The sequence below is a fragment of the Massilia sp. CFBP 13721 genome (assembly GCF_014842025.1).
Classification (GTDB): domain Bacteria; phylum Pseudomonadota; class Gammaproteobacteria; order Burkholderiales; family Burkholderiaceae_D; genus Telluria.
Map to the genome: position 1 here is coordinate 255,990 of NZ_JACYUY010000005.1, position 16,208 is coordinate 272,197.

13 protein-coding genes are annotated in these 16,208 nt (G+C 61.2%); 6 read left to right on the forward strand and 7 right to left on the reverse strand.

The genetic code is table 11. The features are described 5' to 3' along the window. The first annotated feature begins 237 nt into the window (after positions 1-237). The 4 genes from IFT60_RS07185 (at position 238) to IFT60_RS07200 (ending at position 4,301) form a co-directional block, all read left to right on the forward strand. Positions 238-1,941 carry a methyl-accepting chemotaxis protein gene (locus tag IFT60_RS07185; RefSeq protein ID WP_192051046.1) on the forward strand — a complete coding sequence of 568 codons (1,704 nt, stop codon included), beginning with the start codon at positions 238-240 and terminating at the stop codon, positions 1,939-1,941. 118 nt (positions 1,942-2,059) lie between these two features. Then, positions 2,060-2,674 carry a hypothetical protein gene (locus IFT60_RS07190; RefSeq protein ID WP_192051048.1) on the forward strand — a complete coding sequence of 205 codons (615 nt, stop codon included), beginning with the start codon at positions 2,060-2,062 and terminating at the stop codon, positions 2,672-2,674. Between the two features lie 242 nt (positions 2,675-2,916). Continuing rightward, positions 2,917-3,897 (forward strand): SMEK domain-containing protein, encoded by a 981-nt coding sequence (locus tag IFT60_RS07195; protein WP_192051050.1) that lies wholly within the window; start codon positions 2,917-2,919, stop codon positions 3,895-3,897. 146 nt (positions 3,898-4,043) lie between these two features. Next, positions 4,044-4,301 (forward strand): hypothetical protein, encoded by a 258-nt coding sequence (locus tag IFT60_RS07200; protein WP_192051053.1) that lies wholly within the window; start codon positions 4,044-4,046, stop codon positions 4,299-4,301. A 233-nt stretch (positions 4,302-4,534) separates the two neighbouring features. On the opposite strand, the gene IFT60_RS07205 is transcribed toward IFT60_RS07200, so the two are convergent. After that, positions 4,535-4,924 (reverse strand): COG4315 family predicted lipoprotein, encoded by a 390-nt coding sequence (locus IFT60_RS07205; protein ID WP_192051055.1) that lies wholly within the window; start codon positions 4,922-4,924, stop codon positions 4,535-4,537. A 181-nt stretch (positions 4,925-5,105) separates the two neighbouring features. Here IFT60_RS07205 and IFT60_RS07210 point away from each other — a divergent pair, with 181 nt between their 5' ends. After that, the gene (locus IFT60_RS07210; protein WP_192051057.1) at positions 5,106-6,068 is read left to right on the forward strand and encodes an ATP-binding protein; all 963 of its coding nucleotides are present in this window, start codon (positions 5,106-5,108) and stop codon (positions 6,066-6,068) included. After that, positions 6,065-6,703: a response regulator gene (locus tag IFT60_RS07215; RefSeq protein WP_192051059.1), complete on the forward strand. Its 639-nt coding sequence runs from the start codon at positions 6,065-6,067 to the stop codon at positions 6,701-6,703. The genes IFT60_RS07210 and IFT60_RS07215 overlap by 4 nt, the downstream gene beginning before the upstream one ends. Here the strand turns inward: IFT60_RS07215 and IFT60_RS07220 are convergent. The 6 genes from IFT60_RS07220 to IFT60_RS07245 form a co-directional block, all read right to left on the reverse strand. Beyond that, the gene (locus IFT60_RS07220) at positions 6,700-9,093 is read right to left on the reverse strand and encodes a TonB-dependent receptor (RefSeq protein ID WP_192051062.1); all 2,394 of its coding nucleotides are present in this window, start codon (positions 9,091-9,093) and stop codon (positions 6,700-6,702) included. The two genes, IFT60_RS07215 and IFT60_RS07220, sit on opposite strands and share 4 nt — an antisense overlap. 551 nt (positions 9,094-9,644) lie before the next feature. Beyond that, on the reverse strand, positions 9,645-10,313 hold the full coding sequence (locus tag IFT60_RS07225) for a hypothetical protein (protein ID WP_192087975.1): 669 nt from the start codon (positions 10,311-10,313) through the stop codon (positions 9,645-9,647). 448 nt (positions 10,314-10,761) lie between these two features. Continuing rightward, entirely contained in the window at positions 10,762-11,643 is an 882-nt protein-coding gene (gene bla / locus IFT60_RS07230; RefSeq protein ID WP_192051150.1) for a class A beta-lactamase, read from the reverse strand. 214 nt (positions 11,644-11,857) lie between these two features. Further along, positions 11,858-12,283 carry an ankyrin repeat domain-containing protein gene (locus tag IFT60_RS07235; protein WP_192051067.1) on the reverse strand — a complete coding sequence of 142 codons (426 nt, stop codon included), beginning with the start codon at positions 12,281-12,283 and terminating at the stop codon, positions 11,858-11,860. Between the two features lie 145 nt (positions 12,284-12,428). Beyond that, positions 12,429-12,761, reverse strand: coding sequence for a hypothetical protein (locus IFT60_RS07240; RefSeq protein WP_192051069.1), 333 nt, complete (start codon positions 12,759-12,761; stop codon positions 12,429-12,431). Between the two features lie 185 nt (positions 12,762-12,946). Beyond that, positions 12,947-16,138 (reverse strand): error-prone DNA polymerase, encoded by a 3,192-nt coding sequence (locus IFT60_RS07245; protein ID WP_192051072.1) that lies wholly within the window; start codon positions 16,136-16,138, stop codon positions 12,947-12,949. Between the last annotated feature and the right edge of the window lie 70 nt (positions 16,139-16,208).

Below are 16,208 nucleotides of genomic sequence, written 5' to 3' on the forward strand. Positions count from 1 at the left end.
AGGCCGCAAGACTAACAAATCCAATGTTGCATAGCAATATTTAACAATCAACCCGGTATGACTGTGATAAAGCTGTCAGCAAAAGTGTCGTAAAAATTTCCATACGTCACTTTTTTCTGGCGCCAATAGCCACATCGCCCGTAGAATCCGCTACCTCGAATGCGCCCATCCAGGGCGCTTCGGCTGCCCGTACCGCACGGCCGCTACCCAACTCCAACAATCACAAGGAATGCTGTAATGGGCTTCATCTCGAATATCAAGATCGGCAAGCGCCTCGGACTCGGCTTCGCGCTGATCCTGGCCATGACCGTGCTGATCGCTTGCGCCGGTATCTGGCGCCTCAGCGAAGTGGCCGACGCCACCCGCACCATGATGGCCGCGCCGCTGTCCAAGGAACGCCTGATCACCGACTGGTACAGCCTGAACTTCGCATCGATCCGCCGCACCGCCGCCATCGTCAAGAGCACCGATCCGGCGCTCGGCCCCTACTTCAAGGAAGACGCGGCCGCTTCGGTAAAAAAGGCCGCCGAACTGCTCAAGGGGATTGAGCCGCTGATCGCGGGCGACGCCGAAAAGGCCCTGTTCGCGAAGATCCTCGAGCAGCGCAAGCACTACAGCGCCTCGCGCGACGGCGCCGTCAAGGCCAAGGCCGACGGCAACGAAGCCGAAGCGGCGCGCCTGCTCGACGAGAAGTTCACTCCGGCCGCCAAGCTGTACCAGGACCTGCTGCAGGAACTGGTCGTCATGCAGCGCACCAGCATCGACGCGACCGCCAAGGCCATCGACGCCAGCGCCGCGCGCAGCACGACCATCATCGCCCTGCTGACCGCCGCCGCCGTCCTGCTCGGCGCGATCCTGTCGTGGCTGCTCACCAAAGGCATTACCCGTCCAATCCAGGATGCGCTCGAACTGGCCGAGACCGTGGCCGGCGGCGACCTGACGCGCGACATCAACGCCACCTCGAAAGACGAAACCGGCGCCCTGCTGCGCGCCCTGCGCCACATGAACGACAGCCTGGTCAAGATCGTGACCCAGGTCCGCAGCGGCACCGACACCATCGCCACCGCCTCGGCCGAAATCTCGGCCGGCAACCTCGACCTGTCGAGCCGCACCGAACAGCAGGCCGGCGCGCTGGAAGAAACCGCCGCCTCGATGGAAGAACTGACCACCACCGTGCGCCAGAACGCCGACAACGCGCGCCAGGCCAACCAGCTCTCGATCGCCGCGTCCGAAGTGGCGGCGCAAGGCGGCGCGGTGGTCGGCCAGGTCATCACGACCATGGGGTCGATCAACGAGTCCTCGCGCAAGATCGTCGACATCATCGGCGTCATCGACGGTATCGCCTTCCAGACCAACATCCTGGCGCTGAACGCCGCGGTGGAGGCGGCCCGTGCCGGCGAACAGGGCCGCGGCTTTGCGGTCGTCGCTTCCGAAGTGCGCAACCTGGCCCAGCGCTCGGCCGCGGCGGCCAAGGAAATCAAGGTCCTGATCGGCGACTCGGTCGACAAGGTCGACGTCGGCGCCAAGCTGGTCGACCAGGCCGGCGCCACGATGGAGCAGGTGGTGTCGTCGATTCGCCGCGTCACCGACATCATGGCCGAGATCACCCACGCCAGCACCGAACAGACCGGCGGCATCGAGCAGGTGAACCAGGCCATCGGCCAGATGGACCAGGTCACCCAGCAGAACGCCGCCCTGGTCGAGGAAGCCGCCGCCGCGGCCGCCTCGATGCAGGACCAGGCGGCAACGCTGGCGCAGGTCGTGGGCGTGTTCAAGCTGGCCGGCCCGGCCCTGCCGGCCCCTGCCGTCCGTGCCACCCCGGCCACGCCGGCAGCCCCGGTGCGCGCCATCGCCCGCCCTGCCCCGGCCCTGCGCGTCTCCAGGACGGCGCCGCTCAAGTCGCCGGCACGCGTCGATGCCGACGAATGGGAAACCTTCTGATTGCTCCTCAATCCCGTCAAAAACCGCCTTCACGGCGGTTTTTTTTCGCCTGCAGGAATTTATTGCACAAGCGCAAACAGGGATCTAAGATCGCGGGGTGACCAGCCAATGAAAGTTGATGATGATCCAGCGCTGTCTGTGCGCACTGTTCGCTGCAATCGCCATAGGGAACAGCCCTGCCCTCGCCGACACCACGCGCGGCGGATTCCAGCTCGACCAGGGGAAGCACACCCTGTCCGCCGACGCCATGGCCTCGCTCGAGGAACAATTGCGTATCGTGGAATCGGTCGGCCTTCCGCCGGCCATCCTCGCATCGATGAAAAAAACGGCGATCGTGGTCGACCCCGAGCTGACCGGCAATCCGGGCATCTTCGCGGTCCGTAACGGGACCGGCGCCGTGTATATCCGTCCCATCGTGTTTTCGGCGGATAAACCGATCCTGCTGCATGAACTGCTTCACGCATACCACTTCACGACCCTGGGACTGGACCGTCCCGAAATCCGCCAGGAATTCCAGCGCGTCCAGGGTACGGACCTTTTCCCGGCGCGCTTCCGGTCCGCGCATTTCCTTGAAAATCCAAAAGAGTTTTTCGCCGTCACGGCGACTTTGTACCTGTTCGGGGATATCCAGCAGCCGCCGTTCCGGTGCACGGCCCTGGCGAAACTCGATGGCGGATATCGGGGTTTTCTTAACGACTTGTTCGGCGAGCGCCATTGCCGGAACTCGCCTTGAGCGGATCACTGCCATTTCGCCGTCGAAGGGCTGCGACGCAGCTTTTCCGGACCCGGCGCGCCTGGGCAGCTTCACTCCCTATGGGTCCTACCGCAAGTGGCTAGGGCTTGACAATTAGGTGTTCGGTATCGCGATCAAGATACGCAGGTTGTTCATGATGATGTGCGATAAATTTTGTCGATACACTGCGGATGGGTCAATTCTTTATCTACGACGCATTCCAATGACAATTCTCTTCTACCATGACAAAAAATAACGACCTCCTTAAAGAATTCATCAGCCTGGTCGACGCGAAATATATGAACGTCGAGTCTGCGAATAAATTAAATTTGACGGACGAAGCCGTTGGCCTCGAAAGCTGGGCACGCGAAATTGCTGGGATTATTTGGAAAATAAAATTTACCAGTTCCAATCTGTTTGTCGCGAATGCTGACTCTTTCGACATGTCCGGCGGCGATATGGCAATTCAAGTAACGTCCGATTTGTCGTCGACAAAGATAAAGTCAAGTATCAAGACATTCGATGAGAAAGCCCATCACAAAAAATTTCCCAAGTTGTATTTTTTCCTGCTCGGAGAACGTCCAAAATATCAGGAAGAGACGTTTAAAGAGGTGTCGTTCCCTTTTGATAAAGACAAAAACATAATAGGCAAGACACAATTGTATCGTCACGTTCAAGCACTCGATAACGTTATCGAACTGGAAAATGTGCTGGAAATTACTCAAAATTACTTCTCGGACTATCGTAATGTAACGATGTTTGATCGGTACACACTAGCAAAAGATGCCACAGGTTACAAGCAGGAAATTATTGTAATGATGGAGCGTAGCCAGGAAGCGCTTCTGGAAGCTGAGCGTCATGCCATGAAATTCGAGATGTCAAACGACGATGCGGTCTTTCTTGATGGGTTGAAAAAGACTGTCGGCATATTCGCTTCTGCAAACCGGTCTTTCACACACTTGATAAATAAAATTCAATCGGCTTCACCTGCCGAGTTGTCGGCGTTATCTCGCTTGATGCTGGATACCTATGTGGCATGTCTCGACGGAGAAACCATTCTGAAGGCGCTTCTACCTCGCATACTCAGAACCTGGCATCTCGCCGGTACCATCGCCGGACTAGAAAAAAATCAGTTGGACATTCGGAATGGAGAGGCAGGGATCGCAAAAGTGCAACAGGAACTCGACACTGCCGAGTTCGCAATCAGGTTTCTTAGCCCCTGAGCAGGTCCCGTAACCACGTTTTTGCAGGCGTGCAGACCTTGCTACCTGCATGTCGTACCATGCCAGCATCAATGCGTGAACGTTCAAAGGATGACCAACCGCGCCATGCCGGTTGTTGTCTTCGCTTGATTGGAAGGAGCCTGAAAATGCTGAAGCTTGGACGGGACGACGCGCTGGTCGACAAACTGGGCGCACTGGCGGCAAACGTGGTCGAGGAAGCGCTGGCATCGGGCCTGGCCTGGGACCAGGCCATTGTCGCCTTCGGCATCGCCAGCAAGGCGATCGCGGCGCAAGCGGCCAACCAGGGCAATGGCACGCTCGAACAATGTACGGCGCACGCGCACGGGCGCCTACAGTTCGGCATGGAGCAGAGTGCGGACGTGCTCAAGGCGTGGCTGCGCTGAGCGAGCCTCAGTTTAAGCCGGATTTTTCCAGAAAAAATGCTCAGACCCGTAGGGTGGGCGGCTATACCTCTTCAGGTTGCGGGCCAGCGGCATACGCGCCGCCCACGCGTTCAACCAGCCGGTGATGCGTCGCGACGTTTCAGCGTGTGGTTGAACGCGTGGGCAGCATCCAGGCAGCAGGCAATCACGCGCCAAGGTATAGCCGCCCACCCTACAACATCAACAACCCGCCCTCAATCCGCCACCACGTGCCACACATCCTTCATCTTGTCCCCCTTGCGCTCGCCCGGCTTGGTATCGTTGGCGAACAGGTACAGGGGCTTGCCCTTGTAGGCCAGCTGCTTTGTGCCGTCGTCGCGCGTCACGGTCGAATACGGCGCGGCGACGCGTTCCTCGGTAACGGGCACCGGCGGCCACATCTTGGCGCAGCCTTCGTTGCAGGCGCTCTTGCCCGAGCCGGCGGTGTCCTTGTCGAAGGTGTAGACCGTCATCCCGGCGGCGTCGGCCAGCGCGCCGTTCGCCTTCTTGAAGCCCGATTGCGCCAGCGCGGCGCCGCTCGAGAACACCAGTGCAGTGGTCAGTGCTGCAAATACAGGGTGAATCGCAGGGTAAATCGCTTTCATGGCAACCTCCTGGATGACAGTGAGTCTGAAGTATAGGCCTTGAATGGCAGGAATGGCACTCATCAAAAAAAGTTGACAGACTTGCCAGCACAGGAGGATATTTCTTTCTGTTATGCCGCCGCGTTACCGGCATGCCAGATGAACGCAGTCCGATCGCCACTCCCTGATATCGCCCATATCGATGGCTCAAGATCCTGTTCACACCGCCCCGAGCCGCCCGGCCTGGTGGCGCGGCGTCGCCGCCGACCTGGGTATCGTCGCCCTCCTGACGATGCTTGCCTTCCTCTGCGCTACCCGATTCGAATTATCCGAGCGCATCGCCGCGTGGGAAGTGCGCCACGAATCCTGGCAGGTCGATGAATTGCCGGGGACGCTGGTCGTGCTGCTGGCCGGCCTGCTGTGGTTTTGCTGGCGCAGGACGGGACAAGCGCGGCAAGAGATGCACGAGCGGATGGCGGCGCAGCAGCAGGTCGTGACCCTGCTGGTGAGTAACCGCGACCTGGCGCGCCAGCTGATCGTGATGCAGGAAAACGAGCGGCGCACGCTGGCGCGCGAACTGCACGATGAACTCGGCCAGAACTGTACCGCGATCCGCGCCGACGCCACCTATATCCTGCATGCTCGGCCAGGCGACAGCGCCGGCGTCACGGCCAGCGCGCAGCGCATCGCCGCGACCTCGGAAGCGCTGTACGGGATTGTAAAAACGATGCTGCGCCGCCTGCGCCCGATGACGCTCGACAGCCTCGGCCTGGTGCCTGCCCTGCAGGAATTGTGCGAACTCTGGGAAGAGCAGACCGGTATCGGCTGCGCGTTTTTCCCCTCGTGCGTTCCCGACGACCTCGACGACCTGGTCAGCATTACCCTGTTCCGGCTGGTGCAGGAAAGCCTGACCAATGTGGCGCGCCATGCGCAGGCGAGCCAGGTCAGGATCGAACTGCGCCGCAGCGATTGCGGGGGCCAGCTGAAGCTGCGTATCGAGGACGATGGCCGCGGCATGGCCGCCGGTGGCGAACTCCAGGCCGGCTTTGGCCTGACCGGGATGCGCGAGCGCGTGGCCAGCCTGCAGGGCCGCTTGCAGATCGGCGCCGGAGCGGGCCAGGGCGTGCGCATCGAGGCGCTGCTGCCGCTCGCGGGGGCTGCATGAGTACGATCCAGGTGCTGCTGGTCGACGATCACCCGGTGGTGCGCTCAGGCTACCGCCGCCTGCTCGAGCAGGCCGGCGACATTGCCATCGCCGAAGCTGGCAGTGCCGAGCAGGCCTACCTCGATTTCGTGCGGCAGCCGGTCGACGTCTGCGTCACCGACCTCTCGCTGCCCGGCACGGGCGGGCTTGAACTGCTGCACCGCATTCGCGCGCGCGACGACCATGCCCGGGTGGTCGTCTTCAGCATGTACGACTCGGCGCACCTGGTGCGGCGCACCTTCGATGCCGGCGCCTGCGGTTTCGTCAGCAAGCAGGCTGCGCCCGACGACATGGTGGCCGCGGTGCGGGCGGCGCATGGCGGCCAGCGCTTCCTGAGCGCCAACCTGTCGCGCCACCTGCTGCAGGCGGGAAGCGACGACGAAAGCCGCTGCCTCGACTCGCTCAGCCCGCGCGAATTCGAGGTGTTCCGCCTGCTGGCCGAAGGCCGCTCCGCCGCCGACTGCGCACAGCTGCTCAACATCAGCCAGAAGACCGCCGCCAACATCCAGACGCGGGTCAAGGCCAAGCTGAACGTGTCGACCTCCGCGGCGCTGGTGCACCTGGCGCTGCGCCGCGGGATCATCGCGTCGAACTAGAACTTGTAGTTCATGCCGATGCTGAACGAACGCGGCGCGCCCGGCGCGACGAAGCGGGCATCCTCTGCCTCCCCGGTGCCGAGCGCCGGCTGCACCAGCTGGCCGTCCGGGAACATGTTCTCGGCCAGCACGCCATAGGTTTCGTAGCGCCGGTCCAGGGCGTTGTTGATGCGCGCATAGAATTCCAGCTGCCGCGTCGGCTTGTAGCTGGCGCGCAGGGCCAGCACGGCGTGGCCAGCGATGCCGGCGTCGCCCGTGGCGAGCGGCTCGTCGTCCTCGGGGTCTTCCAATAAACCGTCTTCGTTACCTTGCGTGACCAGGCTGGAGACGGCGACCAGGTCGGCGCCGAACATCCACTGCGCCGACGGCCGCCAGTCCAGTCCCAGCTTCAACGTGTGGCGCGGCAGGCCCGCGATGCGGGTGCCGGGCCGCACCTGCACGGTACGCTCGCCGGCGAACAGGCTGCCGTCGGCGTCGTAGGTCGCGTCCAGGTAACTGTAGCCGAGGCGGGCCGCAAACGGGCCGAGGTTGCGCTGTGCCGACAGGTCGACACCGCGGTGGCGGGTGCGTTCGAAATTATCGAAGTAACCCAGTTGCGTGGCGCCGGCGCGCAGGAACAGGATGTCGTCGCGGTTGACGCTCTGGTAGACGGAGACCGATACCCTGCCCCTGCCGTTGTCATCCAGGCGTGCACCCGCTTCGATCGTGCGCGAGGTCACCTGCTCCAGGAAGGGATCGGCCTGCAGGCCGGTGGGCAGCGCGCACGGTTGCTCGGGGTCGGCGCAGCCAAGTTCGATCACGGTCGGCACGCGCGTGTTCTGGGCCAGGTTGGCGAACAGGGTCCAGCCGCTCCCGATCTGGTGGGTAATGCCGAGCGCGGGATTGAGTTTGGTGTAGCGGAAGGACTCGGTCGGCTGCACGCCATTCTCGTTGGTCAGCGTATTCGTCACCTTGGCGACGTTGTAGCGGGCCGAAGCCGTCAGGTGGGTGGCGCCGGACAGGGACATGGTATTGGAGGCATACAGCGCCGCGTTCCAGGCGTGGCCACGCACCGCCGCGTCCAGTTCAGGCTCGGCGCCCGGGAAGGCGACGGCGCCGCGGCTGTCGTCGAAGCCGGCATCCTCGGTGGTCTGCTCGTAGCGCACCCTGCTGCGCTCGGCCGAGGCGCCGACACTGAACTTGTGGATGCCGACGTCGCGCGCCAGGTTCAACCCGAACCCGTACGAACGCTGGCGGGTGTGGGTCTGGTTCAGCACACCCGGCGCCATGCCGAGCGCGGCGGCGCGGGTCAGCGGATTGCCATCATTGTCGACGCACTCGTCGTCCTCGACCGGTGCGCCGCCGGCGTCGAACCCGCCCTCGCAGGCTTCGGCATAGGATTCGTAAGCGGGATTGATGTCGCCATTCACGGTACTGCGCCGGCTGTTGCGGCCATAGACCAGCGCGGCGACGACGGTGCTGCTGTCGAGCCAGTGCTCGGCATTGAAGGCAAGTTGATGGACCCGGTTGCGGCTGCGGTCTGGGTGCGTATAGACGGTACGGCGATCGTCCTCGTACAGTTCGTCCGGCAGCAAGCCGTTGCCGACCAGGGTGCTGGAACCGTGCAGCAGCGACAGGTCCCAATTGTCGCGCCCGCTGCTGCGGCCGAACTTGGCGAAGACGTTGCCGAGCCGGCCGTTCGAATAGTCGCGCCAGCCGTCTTCGATAAAGCGGGTGCCGGCGACGAAGGCATGCCAGCCATCCTCGAACTGCGCCCCGTAGCCGAGATCGATGCGCTTGCGACCAAAACTGCCCAGCGAGACGTCGGCCTCGAAGCCGGGGTCGGTGCGGCCCGACTTGGTGCGGAACGCCAGCGCCCCGCCCAGCGAATTCAGGCCATAAGTCGGGTTCGCGCCCGGCACCAGCGTCACGCTGGCGATCGCCGCTTCCGGCAGCATGTCCCAGTTGATGACGTCGCCGAAGCCCTCGTTGATGCGCACGCCGTCGAGAAACACGGAGATGCCCTGCGGCGCGCCCAGCAGCGGCGAGGCCCGATAGCCGCGGAAGGTCAGGTCGTTCTGGAACGGACTGCCCTGCACCTCGTTGACGTTCACGCCGGTCAGGTTCTGCGCCATGTACTCGCTCAGGTTCCCCGCCCGCGCGCCCTTGCGCTCGCGCTCGCCGGCGGTCTGCACCGGATAGGGAAGCAGGTTCCGGTCGATGCCGATGCCGGGGAGCGGCGTGGTGCCGATGACCTCGACGACCGGCATGGGGGGATCGGTTTGCGTTTGCGCCTGCGCCTGGGCTGCCAGTGCGGCGCCGGCGCAGGCCAGGCCCAGCAGGGAGACGCAGGTGGCGGTGGGTTTTGTTGGTGGGAGGTTGCGTGGATCAGGCAAGACTGGCGAGTGCATGTTCTGTCTCCATTGACGATTTGTTATTGTCAATGAAGGTTACGGCAAATGCATGGGTTCGGGGATGGGAAAAATTCCCGACTTGTCTCGCAGGCAGCTCAGGGCAGCTCGGGAAAAAGTGGCGCAATCAGGAAAATGAGCGTGGCGTTCTGTATCGCGTGCGCAGTAGCGGAAGCGATGAATGCCGGGCGGACGCCCAGCGCGCGGAACATGACATACCTGAAGGAGAAGATAGCGCCACTAAAGAATGAGCAAAGTCCGTGAATGACTCCGCCATTCAAGAAATGGCCGAGCCCGGAAGCGACTCCGCCCAACAGGAGCGGACTGCCCCCATTCTGCCATTGACAGAAATCGATGAACCGTCAGCAGAAATAATCAGGAAAACAAGGTACTGAAAACCCCCAGCATCATGCCTGTCCTGGCTGCTGCGATACCAGGACGCTTTTCGCTCGATAGTGGCAAGAAAGCAAAGGGAAGTGCTTTAAAAGGAGCACTTTCCATGCTTTCCAAATGCTGCTATCGGATTACATTATTTTTGTAAAGTCTGATTATCAGCTTTGACCGACAGCGCTCGCCAAGAAAATGATGGCTGCTACAAACTGGGAAACTGCGAGAATGCTCCAGATGACCAAAAGAATGGGACATAATATCGTCGCTGCCGAGTTGCCGGATTTGTGGGCCAGCGAATCCCCGAACGGCCGTGGCAAGTAAAGATAGGATTCAAAGAGATTCTTGTCGTCGATGAGTGTACGGTAATAATAATATTTCAAATACGATAACTGATGGATTGCCGCCTTCACCGCAGCCTGGCAGCGTAGGCTGGCATAAGCTGCAGCGATGGACAACACAGTCATCAGCGTGCAGGCCATGCATTGCATGATGAAGACATCATTCGATTCCTTGCGACGGGCAAGATTATCCTGGTGCGCTCCTGAATCCACTAACATGCAGACATTGCCTGAAGGCGTACTCGACAGCGTGCAGCTCGAACTGTCCCCCATGCCGGATATGATGCTACCAGCGATGAATGCCTGTGCAGTAATAAAGGCTGCGGAAATAACGATCGCCCACATAATCCGATTGTTAATCAAATCGTTTTCGCGCTGCATATTTTGCCAAATGGCATTGTAGATAGCGACCAGATCCTTTTTCACAAGTTCTGCAACAGTCAGGCAAAATCCATTGATGGTAACGCGCCGCTCATCCTCTGATTCGCACAAGGTCGCCTCCGGACATGTAAGTAGAACTCTTCACGTGCACATCGAAAACTACGCATAGGGCTTGCGCAGCAAGTGCCTATCATAACAAGCGCAAAATTTGGCAAAAAGATATAAATGACTCTATGAAAGCTTCGCACATTCCGGCAGAGATCGACAAGAAGAAGTGAAGTGGCTGCTATTAAAACAACACTACTGCTCACTTGGTACGCAATAGCGAACCCTATGAAGTCATTATCGGATTCGTTTGAGCGCGGGGTTGGCAAAGCGGAGTTTCTACTAAAATTGTCCGTTTGCCGACATGATGTGCAGATCAGATGCAGGGCTTCGCTATAAATTCAACAGAGTTTGCCAATAGGGAATCTCTGTTTTCATACAACCATTTATCGTTCATAGTCCGCTGGGTTTCAATATTGGCTTCCTGCGCCTATATCAGCATTTTGTTGCGGTATCAGGTGACCAGTAAGCCCGCGACCAAGCGCGTCGCGGCAGCGACAATGTCGTTGCGCGCCTTGCTGTCCTGTGCATACTGCACCGTATACACCGACAGCACGATCGGCGCACGGCCGGTGGGCCAGATCACGCCGATGTCGTTCGCGCTGCCGTAACCGCCTGTTCCGGTTTTATCGGCCACTTTCCAGTCGGCCGGCACGCCTGCACGGATACGCGTCGCACCGGTGGCGCAGTCGCGCATCCACTGGGTCAGCTGGGCGCGCTCATGCGCGGGCAGTGCTGCGCCGAGCAGGAGGACATTCAGCGTGGCAGTCATCGCTGCGGGCGTGGTCGTGTCGCGCGGATCGCCGGCGTAGGCCGTATTGAGTTCGGTTTCCCAGCGGTCGAGCCGGAACTGGGTGTCGCCGATCTTGCGGACAAACCGTGTCAGCCCTTCGGGACCGCCGAGCTCGCGCAGGATCAGGTTGCCGGCGCTGTTATCGCTATGAATGACGGTCGCGGCGCAGAGCTGTTCCAGCGTCATACCATCCTGCAGGTGCTGTTCAGTGACCGTAGAATACGTGACCAGGTCGTCCTTGGAATAACGGATGCGCTTCTGCAGCAGCCCTGGCGCTTCGACATCGCGTGCAAGGATCGCAGCAGCGGCGATCGCCTTGAAGGTGCTGCACATGGCGAAGCGCTCATGCTCGCGGTAGCCGATGCTGCGGCCGCTACCGGTATCGAGTGCCGAGACGCCCAGGCGACCGCCCAGGTCTTTTTCGAGTGCTGCGAAACCTGCGTCCGTTGCGGCTGCCGAGGAATGCGCGCAACCGGAGAGGTAATACACGGGAACTGCTGCCAGGGCCGCGAGCATCCTGCGGCGTGAAGTGAAGTTGTTCATGGAGTCGTCTATCTGAGGATCACGCATTCGTTTTCAGTTCAATTTTTTTTGTTGGGCCGAGCCGGTAAGATGTTCTCGCGGGCCAAAAAATTTGGCATTCCGTCGATTAGTCCACCTGGATTCCTTCGGTTTGTTAGTTCTCTCCTGGCCGATTGCTGATCGATTGCAAACTCCGCTTACACGAAGCAGACCTTCCAGTGAGGCCGGCGTCATATCAAGATTTCGATGGGCACTTTGCCAAAACCATATATATTTCCCGTCCCACAACATCAGTTCGACGGCCCGCACGAAGCCGTGCTGTTAAGCCCATCCAGCCAGTAATATCTGGGTCGGCACCGGCCTCAAGCAGAAGGTTTACTATCCCAAGGTGTTCGCCCTGAACAGCAAGCGCCAATGGCGTCTCACCAATCGTTGCGTCGTCGTTTGCATTGACGAGCGCACCGTGTCGAAGTAGCACCCCTATTGCTTCAATCTGCTTGCCTTCAACAGCGTAATGCAATGGCGCGTAACCCATGTCATCGAACAGGTTAACGTCGTATCCAGACAGGATAAGGCGCTCGGTCTCTTGAATGTCACCATCGCTCGCAGCTCGATGCAAACGCTCAGCTTCGTACCAATTTTCGTGATTGTAGGTCGTCATCGGTATAAGACTTGGAAAAATACCCTAAAGCAGTAGGCATTGCCCGAAACCTGCTTAGAGACTTGGACGTCCGCTTCTGGCTAAAAGCAGGCCTATCGTAGCGTCCGCCAACGGCCGTTGCAGATCTTTACCTGTACCTCTCGTCTCAACTGCTTCGCCGCCGTGCAAACACCATAAACTCAACATCCTTCGGATCAGCGAGCCACCTTGCTGCAATCATCGTCCCAGGGTTTTCTGCGTACAGTAGATCCGCATCTGTTTGCCATGTCTTGCCATCCGGATCACCAAAGCCAACCGTGCATCCTGACCTGATAAGTGCAGTCGTAACGCGCGCGATTACCAAGGGAAGCACTTCGCTTGGGTAAGCCGGTCCATTGAACTTCGCGGCAGCGATATGCCAGAGGAAAACGAGGTCGCGCTCCGCTTCGCAAATCAAGAACCTGATCCACTCTTGTTCAAGCCGGTCTGTTTCACTCATAAAGAATACCCGCCCACGACATCTCAGGAAAGACCACAATATTCAATGTCTGCCTCTGGACGATCACAGCCACATTAAAGACTTAGTGTACGGTTCTGTTACCAGCAGAACAAGCTGAACTTTTCAGACAAAAAAGCACGACAGTTTCATCAAGCCGGATGCCCTTTCCATCGCAGGCAAGTACCTCAACAAAAATCCCTGCTCCCCGTCGTCAACCTCCCCAGCAAATGCGACAAATCCACCAGCCGCTTCGCCACCAGATGCTTTACAAGCCCCTGGCTCTGCCAGATCCCATACACGCCGAGCAAATTCGCGCCCAATACTTCGCGGCGCTGGTGCTCGACCAGGTCGGGCCAGACGATCACGTTGACGTTGCCGGTCTCGTCTTCCAGCGTCAGGAACAGCACGCCCTTGGCGGTGCCGGGGCGCTGGCGCACGGTGACCAGGCCGCAGCCGCGCGCGAGCTGGCCGTCGGCGTAGTCGTTCAGGACGGACGAGGGCATGAAGCGCTGCGCCAGCAGCTGCTTGCGCAGCAGCGCCAGCGGGTGGCGGCCCAGGGTGAGGCCCTGGGCGCGGTAGTCGCCGACGATCTCGTCGCCTTCCGAGGGTGCGGCCAGCACCGGCATCTCCTCGTCGACTGTGGTCGGGCGCAGCAGGTCTTTGTCGGGCACGCCGCCGACCGCCTGCCAAAGCGCTTCGCGGCGGTGCCCGGCCAGCGAGCGCAGGGCGTTGGCGCCGGCCAGCACCTGCAGGTCGGCGCGGTCGAGTCCTGCCCTGCGCGCCAGGTCAGCCACGTTGTCGAAGGGACGGATTGCGCGCGCGTCCTCGATGCGCGCCGCCGCCTCGCGGCTCATGCTGCGCTGGAGCGATAGCCCCAGACGCACCGCCGGCTGGCGCGTGAGATCGTGCAGCTCTTCCAACGTGGACTCCCAGCCGCTGATCGCGATGTCGACCGGCCGCACTTCGATGCCGTGGCGCTGGGCGTCCTGTACCAGTTGCGAGGGAGAATAGAAGCCCATGGGTTGGCTGTTGAGCAGTGCGCATAAAAACGCCGCCGGCTCGTGGCACTTCAGCCAGGAACTGGCATAGGCCAGCAAGGCAAAACTGGCCGCGTGCGATTCGGGGAAGCCATATTCGCCGAAGCCCTGGATCTGGCTGAAGATCGCTTCGGCAAACTCCAGTTCATAACCGCGTTCGAGCATGCCGCGCACGATGCGGTCGTAATACTGTTCGAGGCCGCCCTTTCGCTTCCAGGCCGCCATCGCACGGCGCAGCTGGTCCGCTTCGCCCGGCGTAAAACCGGCGCCGAGGATCGCCACCTGCATCACCTGCTCCTGGAAGATCGGCACGCCCAGCGTGCGCCCGAGCGCGGCGCGCATCTCCTCGCTCGGGTAGCGCACCGGTTCCAGTCCCTGCCGGCGGCGCAGGTACGGATGCACCATGCCGCCCTGGATCGGCCCCGGCCGCACCACCGCCACCTCGATCACGAGGTCGTAGAACACGCGCGGCTTCATCCGCGGCAGCATGCTCATTTGCGCGCGCGACTCGATCTGGAAGACGCCCACCGTGTCGGCCGCGCAGATCATGTCGTAGGTCGCCTTGTCGTCGGGCGGGATGTCCTGCATTTCGAAGAGACTGCCGTGGCGCAGGCTGACCAGCTCCAGGGCACGCCGCAGCATCGACAGCATGCCCAGCGCCAGCACGTCGACCTTCATCAGGCCGAGTTCCTCGAGGTCGTTCTTGTCCCACTGGATGACGCTGCGATCGGCCATCGCCGCGTTCTCGATCGGCACCAGGCGCGACAGCTTGCCCCGGGCGATGACGAAGCCGCCCGGATGCTGCGACAGGTGGCGCGGGAAGTTCAGCAATTGCGTGGCCAGGATCGCCCACTGGCGCGACAGCGGCGCTTCCGGGTCGAGGCCACTCTCGGCCAGGCGATTGAGCAGGTCGGCCTTGCTGTCGAACCAGCGGTGGCTTTTACACACCTTTTCGATGATGCCGAGATCGACGCCGAGCGCGCGCCCGCTGTCGCGCAACGCGCTTTTCGGGCGGTAGCTGATGACGACCGCCGCCAGCGCGGCGCGGGTGCGGCCGTACTTGTTGTAGATGTACTGGATCACCTCTTCGCGGCGCTGGTGCTCGAAGTCGACGTCGATGTCGGGCGGCTCGTTGCGCTCCTTTGAAATAAACCGTTCGAACAGCAGATTGGCGCGCGCCGGATCCACCTCGGTGATGCCGAGGCAATAGCACACCGCCGAATTGGCGGCCGAACCGCGGCCCTGGCACAGGATGTTGTTCGCGCGCGCGAAGTGGACGATGTCGTAGACCGTGAGGAAGTAGTGTTCGTAGCCCATCTCGGCGATGAGGCCCAGTTCGTGCTCGACCTGCGCCTGCACCTTGGCCGGGATCCCTTCTTTAAAACGCCGGTGCGCGCCGATGTAGGTCTCGGCGCGCAGGAAGCTCGATGCCGTGTGCCCCTTGGGGACGACTTCGTTCGGGTATTCGTAGCGCAGCTCGTCGAGCGAGAAGGTGCACAGCGAAGCGATACGGAGTGTCTCGTTCAGCGCCGCGCGCGAATAGATGTTCGCCAGGCGCAGGCGCGCGCGCAGGTGCTGTTCGGCGTTCTGCGCCAGGCCGTAGCCGCATTCGTCCACCGGCTTGTTCAGGCGCGTGGCGGTGAGCGTGTCCTGCAGCGGTTTGCGCGAACGCACGTGCATCACCACGTGGCCGAGGGCGACGATGGGCAAACGGTGCTGCCAGCCGACTTCCTCGACCGTCGCCTGGTGCGCTTCGTCGAAGGCGCGGTGCAGCAGCACCAGGCCGAGCCAGGCGCGTCCCGGAAATTGGGTCGCTACCCACTTGGCCTGCTCGTGCAGGCGGTCGACGTCTTTCGGTTCGTGGCCGGGATACGCGGGAAGCAGGATCGCCAGGCAGTCGGGCATGCCCTGCAGGTGCGCGAACTCCGGCGGCGGGTTGGCGATGTCGTCCGGCGTGAGGAAATAGGTGCCCTTCTCGGCCCGCGTGCGGCCCAGCGTGATGAACTCGGACAGGTTGCCATAGCCATTGCGGTTCTGTGCCAGCAGGATCAGCGACAGTGCGGGGTCGCCGCCCGGATGGCGTAAATGAAAATGGGCGCCGACGATGAAGGGCAGCGCCGCCTTCTTGGCTTCGGCATGGGCGCGCACCACACCAGCCAGCGAACATTCGTCGGTCAGCGCCAGCGCCGAATAGCCCAGCCGCACTGCCCGCTCCACCAGTTCCTCGGCGTGCGATGCGCCTTGCAGGAAGGAGAAATTCGACAGGCAGAACAGCTCAGCATAATCAGGCAAATGAGCGGGCAAATCCTGCGTCGGCAGCAAGGGCGGCGGTGACGGCATCGGCGAATGAAGATTGTGAGTTCACAAACTACTGTACAAAAACACAGTATAACCGACGAGATCAACTTGG

Bases quoted from the DNA above. Each gene is read 5' to 3' on its own strand.
- IFT60_RS07185 (WP_192051046.1), top strand. From the start codon at position 238: ATGGGCTTCATCTCGAATATCAAGATCGGCAAGCGCCTCGGACTCGGC.
- IFT60_RS07190 (WP_192051048.1), top strand. From the start codon at position 2,060: ATGATGATCCAGCGCTGTCTGTGCGCACTGTTCGCTGCAATCGCCATA.
- IFT60_RS07195 (WP_192051050.1), top strand. From the start codon at position 2,917: ATGACAAAAAATAACGACCTCCTTAAAGAATTCATCAGCCTGGTCGAC.
- IFT60_RS07200 (WP_192051053.1), top strand. From the start codon at position 4,044: ATGCTGAAGCTTGGACGGGACGACGCGCTGGTCGACAAACTGGGCGCA.
- IFT60_RS07205 (WP_192051055.1), bottom strand. From the start codon at position 4,924: ATGAAAGCGATTTACCCTGCGATTCACCCTGTATTTGCAGCACTGACC.
- IFT60_RS07210 (WP_192051057.1), top strand. From the start codon at position 5,106: ATGGCTCAAGATCCTGTTCACACCGCCCCGAGCCGCCCGGCCTGGTGG.
- IFT60_RS07215 (WP_192051059.1), top strand. From the start codon at position 6,065: ATGAGTACGATCCAGGTGCTGCTGGTCGACGATCACCCGGTGGTGCGC.
- IFT60_RS07220 (WP_192051062.1), bottom strand. From the start codon at position 9,093: ATGCACTCGCCAGTCTTGCCTGATCCACGCAACCTCCCACCAACAAAA.
- bla (WP_192051150.1), bottom strand. From the start codon at position 11,643: ATGAACAACTTCACTTCACGCCGCAGGATGCTCGCGGCCCTGGCAGCA.
- IFT60_RS07235 (WP_192051067.1), bottom strand. From the start codon at position 12,283: ATGACGACCTACAATCACGAAAATTGGTACGAAGCTGAGCGTTTGCAT.
- IFT60_RS07240 (WP_192051069.1), bottom strand. From the start codon at position 12,761: ATGAGTGAAACAGACCGGCTTGAACAAGAGTGGATCAGGTTCTTGATT.
- IFT60_RS07245 (WP_192051072.1), bottom strand. From the start codon at position 16,138: ATGCCGTCACCGCCGCCCTTGCTGCCGACGCAGGATTTGCCCGCTCAT.